Annotated in this window: 21 protein-coding genes and 1 pseudogene; 12 read left to right on the top strand and 10 right to left on the bottom strand. The window is 69.9% G+C overall.

Features of this window, described 5'->3' with window-relative positions; all coding sequences use genetic code 11:
• Positions 1-260 precede the first annotated feature (260 nt).
• The gene (locus tag ACI2LP_RS02040; protein WP_360879050.1) at positions 261-578 is read right to left on the bottom strand and encodes a DUF5955 family protein; all 318 of its coding nucleotides are present in this window, start codon (positions 576-578) and stop codon (positions 261-263) included.
• 121 nt (positions 579-699) lie between these two features.
• Positions 700-2,592, bottom strand: coding sequence for a protein kinase (locus tag ACI2LP_RS02045; RefSeq protein WP_404722592.1), 1,893 nt, complete (start codon positions 2,590-2,592; stop codon positions 700-702).
• 167 nt (positions 2,593-2,759) lie between these two features.
• Here ACI2LP_RS02045 and ACI2LP_RS02050 point away from each other — a divergent pair, with 167 nt between their 5' ends.
• On the top strand, positions 2,760-3,365 hold the full coding sequence (locus ACI2LP_RS02050) for an NTP transferase domain-containing protein (RefSeq protein WP_404722593.1): 606 nt from the start codon (positions 2,760-2,762) through the stop codon (positions 3,363-3,365).
• Positions 3,366-3,581: 216 nt separating this feature from the next.
• Entirely contained in the window at positions 3,582-5,204 is a 1,623-nt protein-coding gene (aceB, locus tag ACI2LP_RS02055; protein ID WP_404722594.1) for a malate synthase A, read from the top strand.
• A gap of 120 nt (positions 5,205-5,324) precedes the next feature.
• On the opposite strand, the gene ACI2LP_RS02060 is transcribed toward aceB, so the two are convergent.
• Positions 5,325-6,272: a zinc-binding alcohol dehydrogenase family protein gene (locus tag ACI2LP_RS02060; RefSeq protein ID WP_404722595.1), complete on the bottom strand. Its 948-nt coding sequence runs from the start codon at positions 6,270-6,272 to the stop codon at positions 5,325-5,327.
• Positions 6,273-6,347: 75 nt separating this feature from the next.
• On the opposite strand from ACI2LP_RS02060, the gene ACI2LP_RS02065 reads away from it, so the two are divergent.
• Positions 6,348-6,839: a MarR family winged helix-turn-helix transcriptional regulator gene (locus tag ACI2LP_RS02065; protein WP_404722596.1), complete on the top strand. Its 492-nt coding sequence runs from the start codon at positions 6,348-6,350 to the stop codon at positions 6,837-6,839.
• A gap of 15 nt (positions 6,840-6,854) precedes the next feature.
• On the opposite strand, the gene ACI2LP_RS02070 is transcribed toward ACI2LP_RS02065, so the two are convergent.
• Entirely contained in the window at positions 6,855-7,100 is a 246-nt protein-coding gene (locus tag ACI2LP_RS02070; protein WP_404723041.1) for an ATP-binding protein, read from the bottom strand.
• Between ACI2LP_RS02070 and ACI2LP_RS02075 the strand changes: the two are divergent.
• Positions 7,062-7,226 (top strand): annotated as a pseudogene (locus tag ACI2LP_RS02075) (Scr1 family TA system antitoxin-like transcriptional regulator); the annotation flags it as partial. The gene ACI2LP_RS02070 and the pseudogene ACI2LP_RS02075 overlap by 39 nt on opposite strands.
• Positions 7,227-7,243: 17 nt before the next feature.
• Here the strand turns inward: ACI2LP_RS02075 and ACI2LP_RS02080 are convergent.
• Positions 7,244-8,194 (bottom strand): fibronectin type III domain-containing protein, encoded by a 951-nt coding sequence (locus ACI2LP_RS02080; RefSeq protein ID WP_404722597.1) that lies wholly within the window; start codon positions 8,192-8,194, stop codon positions 7,244-7,246.
• Between the two features lie 406 nt (positions 8,195-8,600).
• Between ACI2LP_RS02080 and ACI2LP_RS02085 the strand changes: the two genes are divergently transcribed.
• Entirely contained in the window at positions 8,601-9,446 is an 846-nt protein-coding gene (locus ACI2LP_RS02085) for a CAP domain-containing protein (protein WP_404722598.1), read from the top strand.
• Positions 9,447-9,452: 6 nt separating this feature from the next.
• On the opposite strand, the gene ACI2LP_RS02090 is transcribed toward ACI2LP_RS02085, so the two are convergent.
• The 3 genes from ACI2LP_RS02090 to ACI2LP_RS02100 are packed head-to-tail and all read right to left on the bottom strand — an operon-like array spanning position 9,453 to position 11,772.
• Positions 9,453-10,757 carry an ATP-binding protein gene (locus ACI2LP_RS02090; protein ID WP_404722599.1) on the bottom strand — a complete coding sequence of 435 codons (1,305 nt, stop codon included), beginning with the start codon at positions 10,755-10,757 and terminating at the stop codon, positions 9,453-9,455.
• Positions 10,754-11,446, bottom strand: a complete 693-nt coding sequence (locus tag ACI2LP_RS02095; RefSeq protein ID WP_404722600.1) for a response regulator transcription factor — start codon at positions 11,444-11,446, stop codon at positions 10,754-10,756. Before ACI2LP_RS02095 ends, ACI2LP_RS02090 begins: the two co-directional genes overlap by 4 nt.
• Before the next feature lie 53 nt (positions 11,447-11,499).
• On the bottom strand, positions 11,500-11,772 hold the full coding sequence (locus tag ACI2LP_RS02100) for a hypothetical protein (RefSeq protein ID WP_404722601.1): 273 nt from the start codon (positions 11,770-11,772) through the stop codon (positions 11,500-11,502).
• A gap of 73 nt (positions 11,773-11,845) precedes the next feature.
• Here ACI2LP_RS02100 and ACI2LP_RS02105 point away from each other — a divergent pair, with 73 nt between their 5' ends.
• From ACI2LP_RS02105 to ACI2LP_RS02130, 6 genes are all read left to right on the top strand, one after another.
• The gene (locus tag ACI2LP_RS02105; protein WP_360876586.1) at positions 11,846-12,067 is read left to right on the top strand and encodes a hypothetical protein; all 222 of its coding nucleotides are present in this window, start codon (positions 11,846-11,848) and stop codon (positions 12,065-12,067) included.
• 207 nt (positions 12,068-12,274) lie between these two features.
• Positions 12,275-13,876, top strand: a complete 1,602-nt coding sequence (locus ACI2LP_RS02110) for a carbamoyltransferase C-terminal domain-containing protein (RefSeq protein WP_404722602.1) — start codon at positions 12,275-12,277, stop codon at positions 13,874-13,876.
• Positions 13,873-14,676 (top strand): hypothetical protein, encoded by an 804-nt coding sequence (locus ACI2LP_RS02115; RefSeq protein ID WP_404722603.1) that lies wholly within the window; start codon positions 13,873-13,875, stop codon positions 14,674-14,676. Before ACI2LP_RS02110 ends, ACI2LP_RS02115 begins: the two co-directional genes overlap by 4 nt.
• On the top strand, positions 14,673-18,368 hold the full coding sequence (locus ACI2LP_RS02120; protein WP_404722604.1) for an SUMF1/EgtB/PvdO family nonheme iron enzyme: 3,696 nt from the start codon (positions 14,673-14,675) through the stop codon (positions 18,366-18,368). Before ACI2LP_RS02115 ends, ACI2LP_RS02120 begins: the two co-directional genes overlap by 4 nt.
• Positions 18,368-19,129 (top strand): pentapeptide repeat-containing protein, encoded by a 762-nt coding sequence (locus ACI2LP_RS02125; protein WP_404722605.1) that lies wholly within the window; start codon positions 18,368-18,370, stop codon positions 19,127-19,129. The genes ACI2LP_RS02120 and ACI2LP_RS02125 overlap by 1 nt, the downstream gene beginning before the upstream one ends.
• Before the next feature lie 67 nt (positions 19,130-19,196).
• Positions 19,197-19,493, top strand: coding sequence for a YciI family protein (locus tag ACI2LP_RS02130; RefSeq protein WP_404723042.1), 297 nt, complete (start codon positions 19,197-19,199; stop codon positions 19,491-19,493).
• Between the two features lie 40 nt (positions 19,494-19,533).
• On the opposite strand, the gene ACI2LP_RS02135 is transcribed toward ACI2LP_RS02130, so the two are convergent.
• Positions 19,534-20,373 carry an SAM-dependent methyltransferase gene (locus ACI2LP_RS02135; protein ID WP_404722606.1) on the bottom strand — a complete coding sequence of 280 codons (840 nt, stop codon included), beginning with the start codon at positions 20,371-20,373 and terminating at the stop codon, positions 19,534-19,536.
• A 146-nt stretch (positions 20,374-20,519) separates the two neighbouring features.
• Between ACI2LP_RS02135 and ACI2LP_RS02140 the strand changes: the two genes are divergently transcribed.
• On the top strand, positions 20,520-21,122 hold the full coding sequence (locus ACI2LP_RS02140; RefSeq protein WP_404722607.1) for a TIGR03086 family metal-binding protein: 603 nt from the start codon (positions 20,520-20,522) through the stop codon (positions 21,120-21,122).
• A 28-nt stretch (positions 21,123-21,150) separates the two neighbouring features.
• Here ACI2LP_RS02140 and ACI2LP_RS02145 read toward each other — a convergent pair whose 3' ends face one another.
• The gene (locus ACI2LP_RS02145) at positions 21,151-21,609 is read right to left on the bottom strand and encodes a hypothetical protein (RefSeq protein ID WP_404722608.1); all 459 of its coding nucleotides are present in this window, start codon (positions 21,607-21,609) and stop codon (positions 21,151-21,153) included.
• Between the last annotated feature and the right edge of the window lie 283 nt (positions 21,610-21,892).

The following is a 21,892-nucleotide window of genomic DNA, read 5'->3' on the forward strand; positions in this document are numbered from 1 at the left end:
CCCCGGTTTCGGGACCCGCCCGCCGGCAGCCCGTCCGCGCCGCGCGAAGCCGGCGCGCAGGGATCCGGGTCGCAGCCCCGGCCTCGACCAGGGTCAGGGGGCTTGCCCCCGGTTTCGGGACCCGCCCGCCGGCAGCCCGTCCGCGCCGCGCGAAGCCGGCGCGCAGGGATCCGGGGCACAACCCTGGCCTCGACCAGGGTCCGGGGGCTTGCCCCCGGTTTCGGGAAGGGGCGGGTAAGGGGAAAAGCTCCCCCGCGCCTTCAGACCCGCGGCGGCACTTCCCCGAACAGATCGACCGCGTTCCGTACGCCCATCAGCGCCGGCGCCAACGCGCTCACCGAGCCGATCGCCCCGGCAATCAGCAGCAACGAGCGCCGCATCCGCGGGATCTCAGGGTCACCGCCGGCCACCATCGCGGCCAGTACGGCCAGTTCGTCCTCGGCGATGCCCCGGTCGGGGAACTCCGCCGGGTGGCCGGCCAGTTCGCGGCGGAGCCGGGAGACGGCCGTGCGCAGCTCCGTCGCCCTGGGGTCCTCGCCGCTCTCTGTCACCCGCGTCTGCCCCACGCTCCGCAACAAAGCCTCTTCCCCTCGCACACCATTGTGCCGGCCCGACGACCCACGGCGATGGGTCAGCAGCCCTGGGTCGCGGGCAAGTTAACGCCATCCGACGCGGTGCGCGCCACTCCGCGGACCGAATTCAGGACGACGGCTGTACGGAGTCGATGGCGCCGCGCCAGACCGTCACGTCAAGGGTGATGTAGTGACTGGGGTCCGATTCGGGCGACCTTCCCTGAAAGGTCACCACGCCCACGTTGCCCGTTTCGCTCAGCACACAGAACTTCGCGCCCTTCGACAGGTTTTCGACCTTGAGCACGGTGGCGAACCGTGTCTCGGTCCGGCAGGTCTCCAGGTCGGCATTCTGGCCGGCGCGCAGCAGAACCAGCTTTCCGTTCCGGGCCTCGATCGTGCCGAGGTAGTACTCGTGCTCGAGGTCGCCGGTGTTGGATTCGCTCGAAATCGGCTTGACCGGCTCGTCGCCGAGGTTGATGCCGTAATCGTCCGTGACGTTGAGGCCGTTGTACGTCTTGGGCGCCGGGTCCGCGGCCGGTTCGGCGGGCTCGGCGGCCTTGTCGCTGCTCGGGCTTTCGGTGGCGGCCGGGTACTGAGCGCTGTCCTTCGGGCTGCCGGCCGCCTTGTCCTGGCCCTGCGACTGGTTGCTCTTGTCGTCGTCCTTGTCGGCCAGCGCGAAGTACACGCCGCCGCCCGCCAGTGCGCCGAGCACCAGTGTGGCGACGACGGCGATGGCGAGCGTGCGGCCCTTCTTCTTCGGCGCGGCGGGCGCGACCGGCGCTACGGGCCCAGCGACCGTTACGTACGGCTGCGGGGGCTGGACGTACTGGGGTGCCGTCTGCGCGTGCGGGACGGCGTGCGCGTGCGGGTAGCCGTACGTCGGCGTCTGGGCCGGCGGGCCGAAGCCGGGCGGCGGAGTTGCCGGGGCGGAGGCGGCTGTGGGCGGATGAACCGGAGCAGGCGTGTGCATCTGGGCCTGAGCGGCGGGCTGCGTGGGCGTCTGGTGCGGCGCCTGCACCGGAGGCTGAACGGGAGCCTGCGCGGGGGCATGCCCGGGCGGCTGTACCGGGGCCGGGGCCTGGCCGGCCGGGGGCGTCACCGGCGGCGCGGGCGCCGCCGTGCGCGTCGTGATCTCCGCGGCCACCGCACCCGGCAGCCACTCCTCCGGCCGCCGCAGCACCGTTTCTCCGTTGGCGGCCTGGCAGATGGCAAGCAGCTCGGCGACCGACGGCCGGCCCTCCGGCTCCTTCGTGAGACAGCGGGTCACCAACTCACGTAGCTGCTCGGGCAGTTCGGTGAGGTCTGGCTCCTCGTGCACGATCCGGTAGAGCACGCCGTGCGAGGTGCCCTCACCGAACGCAGCCCGGCCGGTCGCCGCGTACGCCGCCACCTGGCCGAGCGCGAAGATGTCGGTGGCCGGGGTGACCTGGCTGCCGGCCGCCTGCTCGGGGGCCATGAAGGACGGCGTGCCGATGGTGACGCCGCTGCTGGTGAGCGAAGTGGCGTCGGCTGCCCGGGCGATGCCGAAGTCGATGACGCGCGGCCCGTCCGCGGCGAGCAGCACATTGGCCGGCTTGAGGTCGCGGTGGACGATGCCCGCGCCGTGGATCACGTGCAGCGCCTCGGCGATCCCGGCGACCAGCAGCAGTACGGTCTCGACCGGGAGCCTGCCGTGCTCGACGACGGCGTCGGCGAGGGACGGCCCGGGGACGTAAGCCGTGGCCAGCCAGGGCTGCTTGGCCTCCGCGTCGGCGTCGATGACCGGCGCGGTGTACAGGCCTTGCACACGCTGCGCGGCCTGCACCTCTTGCGCGAAACGGCGACGGAATTCGGCGTCCTGGGCGAAGTCGGGCCTGATCACCTTGATGGCGACGGCACGGCCGCCGGGTGTGTACGACAGATAGACCTTGCCCATGCCGCCGGCGCCGAGCCGAGCGGCGATTTTGTATCCGGCGACGTTCTGCGGATCGTCTTCGCCCAACGGCTGAAAGACCGTTCCCTCGTGTGCGCGCCCGCTCATCGACTCTCGTCCCCCATGGCCAACTTCAGTATCGGAGAAGCACCTTATCCAAGGTCGCGCCCCGCTCTCCACGTCGGACGACGCTCATGCCCCGGGCGGTTGCAGAGCCGTGCGGACGGCCCCCGGACGGCGCAGCGCTTCGACCGGATTTGAGGTAAGGAGTCCTTATGGCACAACCACCGAAGGAACCGATGGTCGCCGGACTGCTGCTCGCGGCGGGCGGCGGACGCCGCCTCGGCGGCCGTCCGAAGGCCCTGCTGACGCACCGTGGCCGCCCTCTGGTCGAACACGCGGTGCGCGTCCTGCGCGAGGCCGGCTGCACCCCGGTGCATGTGGTGCTGGGCGCCGCGGCCGACCGGGTACGCGCGGAGGCCGAGCTGTCCGGCTGCGTACTGGTCGACAACCCTGGCTGGCAGGAGGGGATGGGCTCCTCACTGCGCGCGGGTCTTGAGTCCCTGGCCGTCACGGACGCGGACGCCGCGCTGGTCCAACTCGTCGACCAGCCGGGGATCGGCGCACCGGCGGTCTCCCGCATCCGGGCCGCGTACCGCTCCCGGGATTCGCTCCTGGCCGCCGCGTACGGAGGTGAGCGCGGGCATCCTGTCCTCTTCGGCGCGGACCACTGGACGGCGATCGTGGCGAGCGCGGTCGGCGACCGCGGGGCGCGCGTGTATCTGAAGGAGCACGAGTCCTCGCTGACTCTGATCGAGTGCGGCGACATCGCCGAGGCGTACGACATCGACACCGCTGAGGATCTGGCGCACCTTGAGTGAACGGCGTGGCACTCAGAGCCATGGTGTGTCGACCCGGAGAATCTCGACATCAACAAACCATTGAACTTCCACCATGAGGAAACTACTATCCACTGGTCAGAAGCGCCCGATCCCCAGACGGCGCCCGCGACCGCATCTCGGCTCCTGCGGCACCGAGTGCCGTATCTGTGATGCCGGCGGCCGCCAGGCACCGCCCGCTGAAGGAAGTGACAGCTCATGTCCGCACCAGCGCCGTCCCCGCTGGCCATCGTCGAAGCCGAGCCGCTGCCCCGGCAGGAAGAGGTCCTGACCGACGCCGCCCTCGCCTTTGTGGCCGAGCTGCACCAGCGGTTCACGCCGCGCCGTGACGAGCTTCTCGCCCGTCGCTCCGAGCGCCGCGCCGAGATCGCCCGCACCTCCACGCTGGACTTCCTCCCGGAGACCGCCGCCATCCGCGCGGACGACTCCTGGAAGGTCGCTCCGGCTCCCGCGGCCCTCAACGACCGCCGGGTGGAGATCACCGGCCCCACCGACCGCAAGATGACCATCAACGCCCTGAACTCGGGCGCGAAGGTCTGGCTCGCCGACTTCGAGGACGCATCCGCTCCCACCTGGGAGAACGTCGTCCTCGGCCAGCTCAATCTGATCGACGCCTATGAGCGCCAGATCGACTTCACCGACCCGAAGTCCGGGAAGTCGTACGCCCTGAAGTCCGCCGACGAACTCGCGACCGTCGTGATGCGCCCGCGCGGCTGGCACCTGGAGGAGCGCCACCTGCAGTTCGACGGCCGCCCGGTGCCGGGTGCGCTGGTCGACTTCGGCCTGTACTTCTTCCACAACGCCAAGCGGCTCATCGACCTCGGCAAGGGCCCGTACTTCTACCTCCCGAAGACGGAGTCGCACCTGGAGGCCCGCCTCTGGAACGACATCTTCGTCTTCGCCCAGGACTACATCGGCATCCCGCAGGGCACCGTCCGCGCAACCGTCCTGATCGAGACGATCACGGCGGCGTACGAGATGGAGGAGATCCTCTACGAGCTGCGCGACCACGCGGCCGGGCTGAACGCCGGCCGCTGGGACTATCTCTTCTCGATCGTCAAGAACTTCCGTGACGGCGGCGAGAAGTTCGTGCTCCCGGACCGCAACCTGGTGACGATGACCGCGCCCTTCATGCGCGCCTACACCGAGCTTCTGGTCCGTACATGCCACAAGCGCGGCGCGCACGCCATCGGCGGCATGGCGGCCTTCATCCCGTCCCGGCGCGACGCCGCGGTCAACAAGGTCGCGTTCGAGAAGGTCAAGGCCGACAAGGACCGCGAGGCGGGCGACGGCTTCGACGGCTCCTGGGTCGCGCACCCGGACCTGGTCCCGATCGCCATGGCTTCTTTCGACGCGGTGCTGGGCTCCAGGCCCAACCAGAAGGACCGCCTCCGCGAGGACGTCTCGGTGGCGGCCGGCGATCTGATCGCCATCGACTCACTGGACGCGAAGCCGACGTACGAGGGCCTGCGCAACGCCGTCCAGGTCGGCATCCGCTACATCGAGGCATGGCTGCGCGGCCTGGGCGCGGTCGCGATCTTCAACCTGATGGAGGACGCGGCGACCGCGGAGATCTCCCGCTCGCAGATCTGGCAGTGGATCAACGCGGGCGTCGTCTTCGAGAACGGCGAACTCGCCACCGCGGACCTGGCGCGCAGGGTCGCGGCGGAGGAACTGGCCGCGATCCGCGAGGAGATCGGCGAGGAGGCGTTCACGGCGGGCAACTGGCAGCAGGCGCACGATCTGTTGCTGAAGGTGGCGCTCGACGAGAACTACGAGGAGTTCCTCACCCTGTCGGCGTACGAGCAACTGGTCGGCTGACCACTGCCGTTACCGTTCCCGCGCCGCCCCCGGCACACCGCACAGCGGCCGGGGGCGGAGTGCTGCCCGCACGGAGGGACCGCCCGTCAATCGCCCGGGGCCTCGCGCTTCGAGCGCCTGTCAGGAGACCCGGAGGATGCTCTTGCCCTGGGTGGAACCGTCGGCGAGCTGCTGTACGGCCACGGCCACGTCTGCCAGGTCGTATTCGGCGGTGATGTCCACGCGCACCTGGCCGTCGGCGACGAGGCCGAGTGCGCGTCGGGCGCTGTCGGCGAGTTGCTCCGGGTGGGTCTGGCTGAGCAGGTTGCTGTTGTAGGTCAAGAGGGATTTGCCCTGCATGAGCAGGTCGTTGGTGTTGGCCAGGACGGGCTCGTAGGTGCCGAGGTTGCCGTACGCCGCCAGTCGGCCGTGTGCTGCGAGCTGCTCCATGCCGGCCTGACGGGTCGAGCCGCCGACCGGGTCGAGGATCACGTCGAACTTCTCGTCGCCGAGTGCCGCCGGGAACTCCTCGCGCAGCAAGACCTCGTCGAAGCCGAACTGGGCGGCGTAGTCGGCCCTGGCGGTGCTGCCGGCGACTCCGACGATCCGACCGGCTCCCGCCAGCCGGGCGAACTGGGCGGCCAGCGTGCCGACCGAGCCGGCGGCTGCGTGGACCAGCACGCTCTCGCCGGGCCGTACCCGCGAGGTGGTGTTGATCAGGTCATAGGCGGTCGGTGCGCCCCAGCCAAGGCCTGCGGCCGTCCGTAGCGGCATGTCGCCGATGCCCAGCGTGAGCACGGCGGGTGCCACGGCCACCTCGGCGCAGGCGCCCGCGGCGGTCAGCGCGGCGACGGGCTCACCGATACGGCTCGGGTCGACGCCCCCGCCGACCGCGACGATGTGCCCGGTCGCCTCGAAGCCGGGGACGAAGGGGCGCGGCACGGGGAAGTGGCCGTCCCGGACCATGGTGTCGCCCCACTGGATCCCGGCGTAGGCGACACGGATCGCCACCTGACCGGGGCCCGGGGTGGGCTCGTCGAGTTCGGCGATGCCGTAGTGGTCTTCGGTGTCGAGAAGGACGGCCTTCACGGTTACAGCCCCTTGTGTTGAGTCAGTATCCTTACACTCGAGACAGTAAGGAGTATCAGGTTCCTGAGTCAACCCATGAACCTGTCAATGGAGTGGGAGTACATGGTGGAAGCCCCCGTCGAGGATGACCTCTGCACCCGGATCAGGCGGTCGGAGCAGGCGCTGATGGCGCATCACGAGGCGGTGTTGCGCACCTACGGGCTGACCATGACGCAGTACACCGTGCTGCTGGTCCTCTCGCGCGAGGGCGGCATGTCCGGCTCTCAACTGGCCCGCTCCTGCGGGGTGACCCAGCAGAGCATGAGCAGCGTGCTGACCAATATGGAGACCAAGGAGCTCATCCGCCGCGAGACGTCCCCGGTACACGCCAAGGTGCAGATCGCCACCCTCACTGATGAGGGCCGGGCTCTCTTGGACCGCGCCTTCCAGGAGGTGATCATCCTTGAGCGCGCACTCACCGATGCGTTCACGCCCTCCGAGCACGCCGCACTCTGCGAACTCCTGGAACGCGCCACCACCGTGCTGATCCAGCAGACGCGCGACGCGTCCGTCCCACCCGTCGCCTGAGGCCGCGGCGGAACATCATTGCGGCAGGCGCAGCTCCGCCCACACCTGCTTTCCGGGGGCGCCCGCGCGGGGTGCGACGCCCCATTGGTCGGCGAGCCGGGCTACGAGGTACAGGCCTCGTCCCGATTCTGCGTCGGTAGGTGGGGCGGTGAGTTCTCCGGGTGCAGGCAGTCGCTCGGTGCGGGTGTCGGCGACCTCGATACGGAGGGCGGTGCCGGTCGCGGTGAGGCGGAGGTTGAGCTGCATGTGCATGCAACGCATGCCGTGCCGGGGCTGTTGCAGAGCGAGGAGTACGCACGGGCGGTGTTCGCCATGCGGCGCCCGCTACTGGGCGAGGAGACCGTCGCCCAGCGGGTAGCCGCCCGCCTCGCCAGGCAGAAGATCTATTTGTTCGCCGCGCAGGTCTAGCGGACCACGACCGTGCGCTGCGCCGAGAAGTCACCCCACTTCCCGTCGGGCAGCTTGGCCCGGAGCTTGACGCTGTAACGAGTACCGGGCCTGTCCGTGACCATGAAGGTGTACGTCGCCTTCCCGGTCGGCGGCGCGGCACCCCAGACGATGGTCGTGACCAACTTCCCGTTCAGGAACAGCTGATGCTCCTTGACCGGTTCGCCCGTCTGCGGCGGCGTCCAGCTCAGATCGACGTTCCCCTTGCGGGTGGTCGCCTTGAGATCGGTGGGCGCCGTGCTGGGCCCCTTCCCGGGGACCGACGCGGTGGTGAGGTCCACGGCGTTGCTGTCCGGTGAGGATTTCTCGGCGGCGTCACGTGCGCGCACGGTGAAGGTGTAGACGGTGCCGGGCCGCAGGCCGGTGACGCGGGCGGTGGTCTCGGTGCCGCTCACGCTGTGGATGCGGGAGTCCTCCTGGTAGATGTCGTACGAGGTGACGCCGACATCGTCCGCGGCACGCGCCCAGGACAGGACGGCCTCGCGGCTCCCCTCGGCCCGGCCACGCAGCTTCACGGGCCGCGAGGGCGCCTGGTGGTCCTCCGGCGTGGGGGCCGGGGTGGTGACGGGCACGGCGGCGCTCGGATCGGAGAGGTTCCCGGCGGCGTCGCGCGCCCGGACGGTGAAGCTGTAGGCGGTCTCGGGGCTCAGCCGGTCGATGTCGACCATGTGCCGCGTGGCGGGCAGGGTCTTGACCCTGGTGCTGTGCTGAAACACCTCGTATCCGGTGACGGCCTTGTTGTCGGTGGCCTGCTCCCACATGACGTGCACGGAGGTGGCACTGCCTGCTTGAGCGGTCACGCCGGCGGGGGTCGAAGGGTTCTCGGTGTCTTTGTCCTCGCCTCCGCAGGCGGTCAGCAGGAGAGCGGCGGCACAGGCCAACGCGGGGAGTGTGGGGGGACGTTGCACGGTCGGACCTCCGCAGAGGACGGCAATGGTCCAGACCTATATGACACAGCCTGCGGCCCTGCGGCAAGACCTTCGCCATCCGGACGGACAGAACGGCCATGGCTACCTTCGCCGTACGGGCTGCGAGGCCTGCCGGGGGGGCAACGCTCCGCGCGAGGTGCCCTTCGTGCAGCAGTAAGTCCCTTCAAGGCCGTTGTGTCCCGTCATGACACAGCCTGAGACCTCACGTACCTTGCCGGAGCCTGATGGCATTCTTATGGCTTCTTGAAGAAGCCCTTCCCCGAGGCCTTTAGGCACACGAACCGGCTTAGGCTCTCGTCAACCCCCCACCGTGATCCCGGTGGGCGCGGCTGCGTCTGCCGGGATCCCGCTTGCTCAGCCGTCTTCCATCCGAGGTGTTGCACGTATGGGTTCCCGAAGGATCGCTGGCTCGAACTCCCGTTCTCACGCCCGTCCCAAGAGCGGGCTGCGGGCACGCAGCGCCGCGCTGGTGCTGGGCGTGATCACCGTCACCGCGGGTGTGGGAGTGACCCTCGCCATGGGCGGCGGGGACGAGGGCGGACCGGCAGACCGGGTGCAGACGAACGCCGCCGGTGACCTCGCCGGGCCGGGCGACGACGATGTCGCGGCGGGCGGCGCGTCGCCGCTTGCCTCGCCTTCGGGGAGCGCGAAGGCGAGCGCATCGCCGAGCCCGTCCGCGTCCCCCTCGGCCTCCGCCAAGCCGAAGCGGACGGCGAGTCCGAAGGCCGCGCCGAAGCCCAGGGTCACGACGAAGAGCGGTTCGGGCGGGTCCGGAGGTGGCGGCGGATCCTCGTCCTCCGGCGGTTCCGGTTCGGGATCCGGGTCGGGGTCCGGGTCGGGATCGTCGAACGGAGCCGAGGCCCAGGTCCTCTCGCTCGTCAACAAGGAGCGCGCGTCGGCCGGTTGCTCGCCGCTCACCTCGAACTCGAAGCTGACCGAGGCCGCGGACGACTACAGCGATGTCATGGCCCGCAGTGGCGTGATGTCCCACACCGGGCCCGACGGGTCCACGATGACCAGCCGCGTCGAGGCAGCCGGGTATCAATGGTCCACGCTGGGCGAGAACATAGCCCGCGGGCAGTCGGATGCAGCCGCCGTCATGGACGCGTGGATGCACAGCCCCGGCCACCGCGCCAACATACTCAACTGCTCCTTCAAGGAGATAGGCATCGGCGTGCACTTCGGGGACGGCGGCCCCTGGTGGACGCAGGACTTCGGCGCAAGCCGGTAGGACCCGCTACAGCTCGTCGCCCGCCAGCTCGAACGACACCCGCACCCGAGCCCCGCCCATCGGCGCGCCGCTGATCTCCAGCTCCCCGCCCGCCGCTCGGGCCGCACGCGCCACGATGTCCAGGCCGAGGCCCGTGGAGCCGCCGACGCTGACGCCCCGGGTCAGCGCGGCGTCCGGGTCGGCAACGCCGGGACCCGCGTCCTCCACGGTCAGCACGACGTGCCGAACGGTGCGCTCCACCCGTACGGCGAAGGCGGTGCCCTGCGGAGTGTGCCGGAAGACGTTCCCGATCAGCGCGTCCACGACCGCGGCGAGGTCGTCCTCGGGGAACCGTACGGGCGTCGGGCGCGGCGTGAAGGAGCGTTCGTAGAGCCGGTCCTGCTGGGTGGCGAGCACCGACCAGAACTCGAGCCGCATCGCCACCACCTCGGTCACCTCGCTCGGGCGTGCCGGAGTCGTCCCGTTCGCCGGGCCGGCGGCCAGCGGGGTGCGGGCGGCGGTGATGATGGAGTCCAGTTCGCTCTCCAGTTGCGCGACGGCTTCCGTGATCCGTCGGGCGCCCGGTGAACCGCCCAGCAGGTCCGCCTCCAGGTACAGCGCGGTCAAAGGGGTCCTGAGCCGGTGCGAGAGGTCCGCGACCATCTCGCGCTCGATGGCCAGCAGTTCCACGACCCGGTCGGCCATGGTGTTGAACGCGGCGCCGGCCTCCTGCAACTCCGGCGGACCGTCCGGTTCCACCCGTATGTCGAGATCCCCCGACCCCAGGGCCAGCGAGGCACGCTTCAGGCTCCGGGAGGAGCGGACGACCCTGGCGCCCAGCCGGTCGGCGACCAGCACCGAGCCGCCCACCAGGCCGAGCGCGAGCAGCGACATGACGCCCCACGATTCCCAGACGCCCCGGGTCAGGTCCCCGGCCGGTACATACGCCTCCACGACCGCCACACGGTTCTGGGCGAGGACGACGGGCTGGAGATAGACCCATCCGTCGGCGGTGTCGAGCACCCGCGTCTCCCGTTTGCCCACCGCCCGCTCCAGCGCCTCCTGCGGCGCATGCAGCGTGCCGACGAGCCCGCCGTCCGGGAGCCGTACGGCGAGCTGGTCGTCCGAGCCCAGGCCCGAGACCGCCTGCTGCACATCGGCGGGTCTGGTGGTCAGGGCGAGTACCGGCGAGAGGGCGGCCGCACGCTGTTCGGCGGCGGTGGTCACCCGGTCCCGGGCCTGTTCGCGTACGAGCAGGGCGAGCGGGATGAGGAAGGACAGCGCGACCATCAGCGTCGCGGCGAGGGAGATTCCGGCGAGGGCGCGTCTCATGAGGGCGAAGCGACCAGCTTGATCCCGATACCGCGCACAGTGTGGAGATAGCGCGGATCCGCAGCCTTTTCACCCAGCTTCCTGCGCAGCGCCGAGAGGTGGACGTCGACCGTCTGGTCCTCGAGATACGGCTGCTGCCACACCTCGGCGAGTATGCGCTGGCGGGATATGACCTGGTCGGCGTTTTGCGCAAGATAGGCGAGCAGGTCGAACTCCCGCCGGGTCAGGGAGAGCTCGTCCCCGTCGAGATGCGCGGTCCGGGCGAGCGGGTCGATCCTGAGTCCTGCGACCTGCAGGACCGGCTGCCGGTCGCCGTCGTCCGTCGCCGGCCCGGACCGCCGCAGTACGGCGGCGAGCCGGGCGGCGAGCTGGCCGCCCGAGAAGGGCTTGACCATGTAGTCGTCGGCTCCGGCGTTGAGGAGCCTGATGATCTCCGTGTCGTCGTCGCGGGCCGTGGCGACCAGTACGGGTACGCGCGAGATGCCCCGGATCATCCGCAGCACGTCGAGACCGTTCAGATCGGGCAGTCCGAGGTCGAGCACGACGATGTCGGGCGGGCTCTGGGTGATCTGCCGCAGCGCCTCGAAACCCTGGTGAGCGGTCTTCACCGCGTATCCGTGTCCGGTGAGGACCTCGATGAGCGCGGCCCGGATGACTGGGTCGTCCTCGACGACAAGTACGGAGGCCATGAGCAGGCACGTTAGCGGGTCCGCCAAGATGGTGTCGTGCCCCGGTACCTGCGCTACGTGCTCATCTGGCTGTCCTGCACGACAGCCAGCGTGACGGCCGTCATGATCACGGTCCATTTCGTGGTGGGCTCGACCAGACCGACGGCGCCGGTCGCGAAGTCGGCGCCGACGGACTTCGCCGCCGCCTCACCGCAGGCCTCGGTGACTGCGCGCCCCAGCGCGTCCCCGAGCCCCAAGCCCACCCCGAGCCCCTCCACGCCCAGGCCGACGCCGCCCCGGAAGACCGACAGACCCCGTACGGCGTCGGCAACCCCCGCGGCCCGCACGACTCCTCGGCCTCCCGAGGAACCGTCCGGAGCGAACTCGGGCGGCGGGGGATGCGAACAGGGCGGTTCGGGTGTGCACACCATCTCGTCCCAGGGCGGTAAGGCCACCGTGCGCTACGGAAGCGGCGGGGTGTGCCTCATCTCGGCGGTGCCGAACCAGGGCTTCACGGCGAGCACCACACAGAGCGCGCCGGACACCCTGACGGTGACGTTCGAGGGTGACCGGCACCGCTCGGAGATCACGGCGACGACCGTGCCCTCGGACCGGGCCAGTGTGCGGGAGACGTCTTTCTGAGCGCCTCCTCGATGTCGGATCATTGGGGAAACTCCGACCTGAACCGCCACCGGGCCGAGCTCGTGGTCTCCCCCGGATCGCGGCCCCAACAACCCGCCCTACCAGGCACGTTGACCCTCCACCCGCCCATCATCGGCGTTGACCGGGCTACCTCAGGTCGATATGTTCTGCATGCCTGACACAGCAGCAGCTCACGGGGGAGTCACAGTGCGAATCCTGTCGTACAAGCCTGGCCACGACGGGACCGTCGCCCTGATCGAGGACGGGCGCCTGGTCTTCTCGCACGAGAGTGAGAAGGACTCGTTCCCGCGGTACACGGACTTATCCCCCTCGGCGATGCTGAACGCCGCGGAACAGCTGGACGGTCCTCCGGACGTCGTGTGTCTGAGCGGCTGGGTGAAGGGCTTCCACTCCACCGAACCCCCTGTGGGGGCCGGCTACTTCGGATGGGACGAATCCGGGATTCTCGCCGGCGAGTCCCGGATGTTCGGGCACCCCGTCCGCACCTTCAGCTCCACCCATGAGCGGTCCCATCTGCTCAGCGCCTACGGCATGTCGGCGCTGGCCCACGGACAGCCGTGCTACGCGCTGGTGTGGGAAGGCAACATCGGCTCGTTCTACCTCATCTCCGAGGATCTGCGCATCCGGCGGCTCTCCGCCGTACTGGAAGACCCGGGCAACAAGTACCAGCACATCTTCGCCCTGGCGGATCCCTCCTCGCCCGGTGAGCACGGCGGCTTCCGGTTCTCCAACGCGGGCAAGATGATGGCGCTCACCGGCTTCGCCCGGCGCACTCCCGTGTCCCGGGCCGAGCATGAACTCATCGAGTACGTCCTCGACCAGCCGTCGATCCTGCTCACCGCCCCCAAGGAGAAGCTGGCCTGGTCCGGCTTCCACGACATCGGGGTGGAGAGCCAGGAGTTCAAGGACCTGGCCGCGAAGCACTCCCAGGCCATCTTCGACCGCTTCCTCGCGGTCGCCGAGCGGGAGCTGACGGACGGTCTTCCGCTGCTGATCGCCGGCGGATGCGGCCTGAACTGCGACTGGAACCAGCAGTGGCGCGAGAGTGGGCTCTTTCCCGAGGTCTTCGTGCCTCCGTGCCCCAACGACTCCGGCTCGGCCATCGGCACCGCGATCGACGCCCAGTTGCACTACACCGGCGAGTCGAAGATCACCTGGGATGTGTACAGCGGGCCCGACTTCGTCCACGACCGGGGCCCGGAGCAGCTCCACGAGCACTTCGACGAGGAGCCGCTCGATCTCTCCCGGGCAGCCGGTCTGCTGGCCTCGGGGCGGGTCCTCGCCTGGGTGCAGGGCCGCTGCGAAATCGGGCCGAGGGCACTGGGGAACCGCTCCCTGCTGGCCGCCCCGTTCGAGCAGGGCATGCGCGACCGGCTCAACCAGATCAAGCTGCGCGAGTGCTACCGGCCCATCGCTCCGGTGTGCCTGGAAGAGGATGTCAGCGAGCATTTCGACTGGACCGGTCCCAGCCCTCACATGCTGTACTTCCAAGCCGTCCGCAACCCGTCGCTCCGTGCCGTCACCCATGTCGACGGCACAGCCAGGGCGCAGACCGTGAGCGCCGCGCAGAACCTCCGACTGCACAGCCTCCTGGGCGCTTTCAAGCAGGTCACGGGCGCCGGGGTGCTGTGCAACACCTCCCTCAACCTCCCCGGGCGGGGCTTCATCAACCGTACGAGCGACCTGATCGCGCATGTCCTCGACCGCGGGATCGACGGCTTCGTCCTGGAAGACCGCCTCCACCTGGCGCGCAATCGGTCGCTCAGCAGCACGGAAGGCCGGGCATGACCGACCACGACAGCGTCGTCCTCACGCTCCCCGATCTCGACAAGGGCGCTCTGGCTCCGCTCCTGGACGGCAGCGTGCTGGCCATACGGATACCCGGCTTCACGGCCCCCGCGGAGGCCGCGCACATCGCCGGCCGGCTCGCCGCGCACCCGAGCCTGTCCGCCTACCGCAACACGGCGGAGCTGGTCCGGGTCGGCGAGAGTCACTACGAGACGCACGACGCGGACGGCACCACCAATCGGCAGGCGCTCACGGAGTACTTGAGCAATGCGGAACGGCTCATGGCCGAGATCCGTGCCGCTTGTGCCCCCTACGAATCGCCGCTCGACATGCTGTGGCAGGGGCTCGATGCCTCGTACGGTCTTGAGCGGGCCCGGATCGGTGACCGGCCGATGTTCGCCGGCGTCTGCCGTGTGTTCCCCGAAGGCAGCGAGCTCCTTCCGCACAACGACCGCCTGGCCCGCGACGCACCCGGGCTCCCTCTCGGTCTGGAGCTGGAAGCCCAACTGGCCGCCAATATCTACCTGCAGGTCCCAGAACAGGGCGGCGAGCTGGAACTGTGGGACCTGCGGCCCGACGAGGAGGAACTGGCCGCCTGGCGCGCCCCGGGCAGTACCTACGGAGCCGATCGTGCTCTGCTGCCGCCGCCCGCATGCGAATTACGTGTGGCCGCCGGCGACCTGGTGCTCATTGACGCGACGCGGCTGCACGCCGTGTCGCGGCAGGTGCGCGGCGCCCGTATCGGTCTGTCCTGTTTCCTCGGAGCCCGACGCGGCCGCCCGTTCGTCTGCTGGAGTTGATCAACCTGTCGCCCCGCCCTGTCCCCCCGTCCCAGACGTCCGCCCCCGTCCCGAGGCATCTCGGAAGCCAGTTGCGAAGGCTGCGTCTGAGCAGTCGGCTCTCCCAGCTGGAGCTGGCCAACCGGATGGGCTTCCCGGGCCAGATCGTCACCGAGGTCGAGCGCGGGGAGCAGGCGCCCACCGAGCGGTATCTGGAGCAGCTCGCGCGCGTTCTCGAACTGCCCCCGCAGCAGATCTACGAGCTGTGGGAGCAGTACCGGCGTATACCTGCCGCGGCCGGCACCGGTGCAGGCGACGGTGCCGGGCAGCGGCAGGACAGGGCGGACTGCCCCTACCGCGGCCTGTACGCCTTCCGCGAGCAGGACGCGCCGCTCTACCACGGGCGCACCACCGTCATCGCCCGGCTGACCCGGGCGATCAGCCAGTCGGCACTGGCCGGCGTGGTCGGGGCATCCGGCAGCGGCAAGTCGTCGCTGGTACACGCCGGGCTCATCCCGGCCCTGCGCCGGCAGGCGGAGCACTGGGCCGTCGCCGTCTTCCGGCCGGGCTCCAGTCCGTACGAAGCTCTCGCCGGCGGCCTGGTCGAGCTGGTCCATCCGGATTCCTCCGTGGATCACAACGCCACCGCGGCCGCGGCGCTGTCCGAGCGGATGCGGACGGGTGGCATCAGCCAGGCCGTCGAGCAGATCGCGCGGCGGCTGGACCGGCCTCTGCTGCTGTTCGCCGACCAGTTCGAGGAGCTGTTCACCCACTGCCGCGACGAGGACTCGGTCCGGAAGTTCCTCGACGACATCGCCGAACTGTCGCTGCGGCATCCCGGCAGCACGTCCCGAGTGAAGGTCGTACTGACGCTGCGCGGGGACTTCTACGGCCGGGCGGTGGCCCACCGGCGCTTCTCCGACGTACTCCAGGACCATGTCGTCAATCTGCCGCCGATGAACCGCACCGAGTTGCGCAGCGCCATCGTGGAGCCTGCCCGCGCCAGACAGCTCGTCCTCGACGAGGGGCTGGTCGAGCGCATCCTCGACGATGTCGGCAGCGCCCCCGGCAATCTGCCGCTGCTGGAGTTCGCCCTCACCCTGCTGTGGGAACGGCAGTCGTCCGGGCGGCTGACCCACGCCGCGTACGAGACCGTCGGCGAGGTCGTCGGCGCGATCGCCACCCGGGCGGAGGAGGTGTATGCGGGCCTTTCGCCTCAGCAGCAGGACACGGCACGGCAGTTGCTCACCAGGCTGGTACGGGTTGCCCCGATCGGAGAGGAGGGCGAGGACGCACGCCGGCGCACCCCGGTGACCGAGCTGTCCGGCTTCGCCCGGGTCGAGGAGGTCATTGCCGCTCTGACAGATGCCCGGCTGCTGGTCACCGACTCCGACGAACAGGGCAGGCCCACCGTCGAGGTCGCCCACGAGGCCGTCATCCGCAGCTGGGACCGGCTGCGGCTGTGGCTCGACGGGGACCGGCAGTTCCTGCTGTGGCAACAGCGCACCCGCCGCCGGTACGAGGACTGGCGCTCCGAGGCCGAGGACCCCGTCAACGCCCTGCACGGCAGGCTGCTCAGCGAGGCCGAGGGCTGGCTCCAGTCCCGCGGCACCGAGGCCGTTGCCGCCGATCTGCAGGAGTTCATCCGGCACAGCGCCGAGGTGCGCAGCGCCGAGGAGCTCCAGAGCGCACTCGCGGACCTGGACAGGCTCCTGAGCGTCAAGGCCGACGATCTGCTGCCGTTCCTCACCCGGCTGTCCGGGCACCGCACGGTCGTCGAGGAACGGATCCGGGAGGTCCTGCGGGGAGAGGCCCGTCTGAGGCCCGACTCGGGAGCCGGCCTGAACGCCGAGGAGGTGTTCCGGCTGCGGCTCTTCCTCGCGGCGGGCGACCCGGCGGAGGCCGACTGGATCGTCCGGCATCTGCACAGCACCGGCCCGCAGGACCTGGCTGTCGCACGTCAGGTCCTGACTCCTCTCGGCGCGGACCTCACCGACCGGCTGTGGGCGGCGGTTTTCGCCCCGGAAGATGCTGATCCGGCACACCGCCTCCGTGCCGCCGTCCTCCTCGCGGAGACGGACCCGGACGATCCCCGCCGGCGACAGGCCGCCGACCGCATCGCCGCCCAACTGCTGGCCCAGGACCAACTCCAGCTGTCCGCCTGGCTGGAGGCGCTGGGCCGGGCGGCACAGACGCTGCTGGAACCGCTGACCACGGCCGCGGTCGACGACGACAGGCGGGAAACGGTCCGGGAGACCGCGGTGTCGCTTCTCCATCAGGTCGCCGCCGCTCGCGGTGACCTGCTGGCCCACGTGTCGAGCGGAGGACCCGAACACGCCTATCCGGACGTGATCCGCTGGCTGGGCGAGGCCGCCGACCCCTCCGTACGGTCGACCGCATCGGCGACACTGCGCGACATCCTCGTCTCCCAGCCCTCGGCGGCCATGGGCGAGGCGGAGCGTATCCAGCTGGGCAGGCGCCGTGCGGCAGCGGCCTGCACCCTGCTGCGGTTCTCCGAATCGGACGGCATCCTCGATCAGCTGACGACCGCACCGGACCCCGAGTTCGCCACCCAGTTCGCGCACCAGGCCGAGCGACGCGGCGTCCCCGGCCCGCTGATCGCCGGAATGCTCGCCGAAGCCCCGACGCCCGAGTCCAGGTACCACCTGCTCATGGCCCTGGGGAACTACGGACGCGAGTCGTTCACCACCCCGGAGAGCTTCGCCGCGGTGCAGCAGAACCTGCTCGACCTGCACTCCCACGATCCCGATCCCGCGGTGCACAGCGCCACGTTCTGGCTGGACCGCCGATGGGACCGGCGTATCGACGGGGTCGGGCACGCGGCGCCGTACGACCCCACGGGACGCAGAGGATGGTTCACCGGCACCCCGCACCGTACGCGGCTGGCCTTCAGCGTGTTCCGTCCCGGCACGCTGCTCACCGGCTCACCCGAGCAGGAGCAGGAGCGCAGCAGCTACGAGTCGCCGCAGCGTCCCACCCGGATCACCCGCTCCTTCGCGCTGTGCACCGCCCAGGTCACGCGCGGGGCGTTCGAGGAGTTCATGGCCGAGACCGGCCGGCGCGGGCTTCCCGACATCAGCGAGTGGAGCGATAAGCCCGTCGAGCCCGTGGTCGCGCCGACCTGGTACGAGTCCGCCGACTTCTGTGAATGGCTCAGCTCCCGGATCGGCTCCCACGACCGGTCGGGTCCCTACGGCACCGACACCGACGATCATGCGGTGCTGAGTCCCGGCTGGAGCGGGTTCCGGCTGCCCACCGAGGCCGAGTGGGAGTACGCCTGCCGGGCCGGCACCGCCACCGCCTACAGTTTCGGCAGCGCCCGCGACCTCCTCGACGAATACGGCTGGACCGCGCGGAACTCAGGACTCAAGACCCATGAGGCGGGGATGCTGCGGCCCAATCCCGCAGGCCTCTTCGACATCCACGGCCAGTGCTGGGAGTGGTGCTCCGACTGGTACGCGCTCTACGAGGCAGAGCCGGCCGTGGACCCGCTCGGGCCCGGGCACGGCGATCGGCGCGTCCTGCGCGGCGGCTGCTGGAACCTCGGCCCTCGGTACGCCCGTTCCGCCTGCCGCAACGCGCACATCCCGTCGAATCGCAACTACTACATCACCTTCCGGCTCGCCCTGACCGTTCCGGACGCCGACCCGACCTGGTCCGGCGGCCCCAACCCCCTGTCCTGGAGCGGCTGATGGCTCGCCGTGGTCCTCTCTCACCCGTCACCATCGGCGGGCTCATCATGGCCGCCGGAGTCATCGGCATCGTCATCGGGCATGTCTCCGATCACGGCTGGAAGTGGGCAGGTCTCGTCAGCGATGTGGCCACATCGGTGGGGGCCGAACTCGTCGCCGTCGCCGTCACCGTCCTGATGATCGACCGGCTTGCCGAGCGGCGCGAAGGCGTACGGCTGCGCCAGCAACTGGTACGTGAGGCGAGCAGCACCGACCACGGTCTGGCCCTGCGTGCGGTGCTGGAGCTCGACGTCCGCGGCTGGCTCGCCGACGGCGCGCTCGTCGGGGCCCGGCTCGGGGAGGCGAATCTGCACGACATCGTGCTGGAGGGCCAGGATCTGCACGGAGCGGACCTGGCCGGCGCGAACCTGAGCAGGGCCAACCTCTCCCGGGCGAACCTGACCGGCTGCAACTTCACCGGCAGCAATCTCGCCGAGGCGGTCATCGAGATGGCCGACCTGTCCGGGGCCCGTATGCAGGACACCAGGATCGACCACGCCGACATGGCACATGCCGTACTGCGGTCGGCGGACCTCTCGGGGGCCAACCTCGCCCACTGCGACCTCACCGAAGCGGACCTGAGGGGAGCACTTCTGCGAGGTGCCGACTTCACAGGCTGCCTGATGGACGGCGTCCGCCTGGACCGGTCCACGGTCTGGGACGAAACGACCCGCTGGCCGTCGGGATTCTCTCCGCAGGCTGCCATCGGGGCCGGTATCTGATCAATCGTCAATTCGATACGATTCCACAGGGTTCGGACAACACCGCAAGGAGACTCCCGTGCAGTTCATGCTCATCGGCCATGACGGCACCGACGAAGGCGCACTGGACCGACGCCTGGCCGCGCGCGAAGCGCACATCGCCCTTGGCGACAAGCTCGTTGCCGAGGGCCACATGCTGTTCGGCACCGCGCTTCTCAGCGAGGACGACAAGATGATCGGGTCCATGCTCGTCCTGGACTACCCGTCACGGGCCGAGCTGGACGCCTGGCTGGCCATTGAGCCGTACATGGTCCAGGGCGTGTGGGAGAAGATCGCGATTACTCCTGTGCGGGTCGGCCCGTCGTTCGTGGGCCTCCACAAGTAGCGGCGCCGTGGCCCTCGTTGGCACCCGGGGGCACACCTTCTTACCGCCCCACGACCCTACCGCCTTGCCCCCGCTCACCGACGAGCAGATAGCGGCCGCGTGTGCCGGGCACCCCGGGCGCCACAGAGGCGTCGGCCCAGCGCCCGTAGTCGGCATGCGGTTCCCCGTACGCGGACACCTGGACGTCCCAGCCGAAGCCCTCGAACAGCTGCTCAGGATCGTCGCTGCCGGATTTCCACGGGTAGCCCTGCTCGGCCATACGCGCGCGCCAGGACGCCATGCCGGGACTGTCGAGGACACTCTGACCGACGTAGTCCGCCAGCAAGCAGCTGCCCGGGGCCGACAGGCCCGACAGCTGTTCCACCAGCAGGTCGCGCTCCTGCGGGTCGAGGAAGTACAACAGCCCTTCCAGCAGCCATCCGGTCGGCAGGGCCTGATCGAACTCCGACTCCACCAGGGGCGCCGTCCACTCCGCGAGCAGGTCCACGCCCAAAGGCACCCGCGCACACAGACTCTGCGCCGCCGCGCTCCCCACAAGATCGTCCTTCAGACTGAGCAGCGCCGGACGGTCCAGTTCGAAAACGACCACGCCCGGTGACCACGGCAGTCGAAAGGCCCGGGAATCCATGCCCACCGCGAGGAAGACGAACTGCCTCAGCCCCCGGCGGTCCAGCCGGAGCAGCCAGTCGTCAAGGAATCGGGTCCGCACGGCAAGCGCGGGATCCTCCACACCGCTCTGGACGGAACCCTCGAACTGGACCATGATCCGGGGCCCCTCGGTGCCCGCGAAAACGCGCGCGAGCGGATCGGAGAAAAGCCGATCCTCGCGCTCATGCTCACGCGCCCGCATGGACGCGGTCCACAGAGCGGTCTTGGCCAACGGATCCAATGGTTCGGATACGCCCATACTCAAACGCTCCTCTGCCGAGCTCCCACCATTGCAGAACATAGCGGACACCCGGCCGTGCCCGCAGTCGCCCGGATCTCGAGCGATGAGTTTCGGCGACCGGGCCGGTCTGCCCTTGTATGGACAACACATCGCATATCCCGTCCCTCGACCTCCGCCCCGCCGCCCGCGCCGTGGCACAGCTGACCGCCGCGGTCGACGACGCATGGCTTGCCGATCCGACGCCCTGCCCCAAGTACGCCGTACGCGAGCTGCTGGGCCATATCGTCGGGCTGGCCACCGCCTTCCGGGACGCCGCGCGGAAGGATCTCGGACCGTCGACGAACACCGACCCCAGTTCCGTACTGCCGGTCCTGCACGACGACTGGCGCGCCGTGCTTCCCCGGCGGCTGGACGAGCTGGTGGAGTCCTGGGCCAGTCCCGAAGCGTGGGACGGCGAGACCCAGGCGGGGGGCGTCACCCTCCCGGCAGCGATCGCCGGCCGCGTCGCCATGAACGAGCTCGTGGTCCACGGCTGGGACCTGGCTCGCGCCACGGGGCAGGCGTACTCCCCCGATGACGCAAGCCTTCAGGTGGCGTACGAGCTGATGAAGCCGACGGGCGACGAGGAGAGCCGGGGCGGGCTGTTCGGCCCGGTCGTCGAGGTGCCTGAGAGCGCGCCGCTGCTGGACCGGGTTGTCGCTGTCAACGGCCGTCGGCCGGACTGGAGGCCCGGGGACTGACCGGCGCCATGTCTCAGTCCGGCTGTCGTCACGAACGATCGGTCGAGTCGATGTGCTGCTGGAGCGCCTGAGTGATCTCATCGACGCTTCCATGTGGCGGGAGAACCCAATAGGCGTCGTCGCCGTTGTTCAGCGCCAATTCGCTCGTGAAATGGACCAGGTCGGGAGAGGGAACGAACGAGTCGCGCAACCAGGCAGCGAATTGTGCGGCCTCGGCTGCCGATGCTTGCATCACCATGACCGAGCCGATTTCCGGATAGGGGGTGGTCGCCAACCCTTCCAGCCACACCCCGTCGCCCAGTGGTACTTCGAAGGTCAGGGCCTTGGCCGAACGGGGTCCCAGGTCTCCGCCCAAGGAGGTGGACGATCCGGGGAAGGCTTCGGTGATCTCGGCTGCGAGGTGGTCGAGCCGCAGATGCCATGCCGCAGCGTCGTCGACCGGCGGTGCGAAGCTGAATGTTGTCCTCAGCGCATCTGGGTCCGTCATCGTGTCTCCGTACTTCCACGGCACGTAGCGTGCGGTGCTCTACCTCACGGCGATCACCAGTGTGTAGGAGGAAAGCGGACACGCGGTGTGGGTGGCAGGCCGTCACCGATGGCGTCTGCAACGGCCCGCTCATGCCGCAGCGGAGTTCGTCCCGTGGCTGCGCTACCACGTTCGGTCGTTGTCCCCGGCAGGGTGGAGGGAGGGCAGCCGGGCGCGCTCACCGCGGGGCGCATGCCGAGGTGCGTTCCACCCCGGCGGATCGCCGAGCAACCATCGTGGGCGT

Source organism: Streptomyces sp. NPDC019890, assembly GCF_044903445.1.
In the GTDB taxonomy this organism is placed as follows: domain Bacteria; phylum Actinomycetota; class Actinomycetes; order Streptomycetales; family Streptomycetaceae; genus Streptomyces.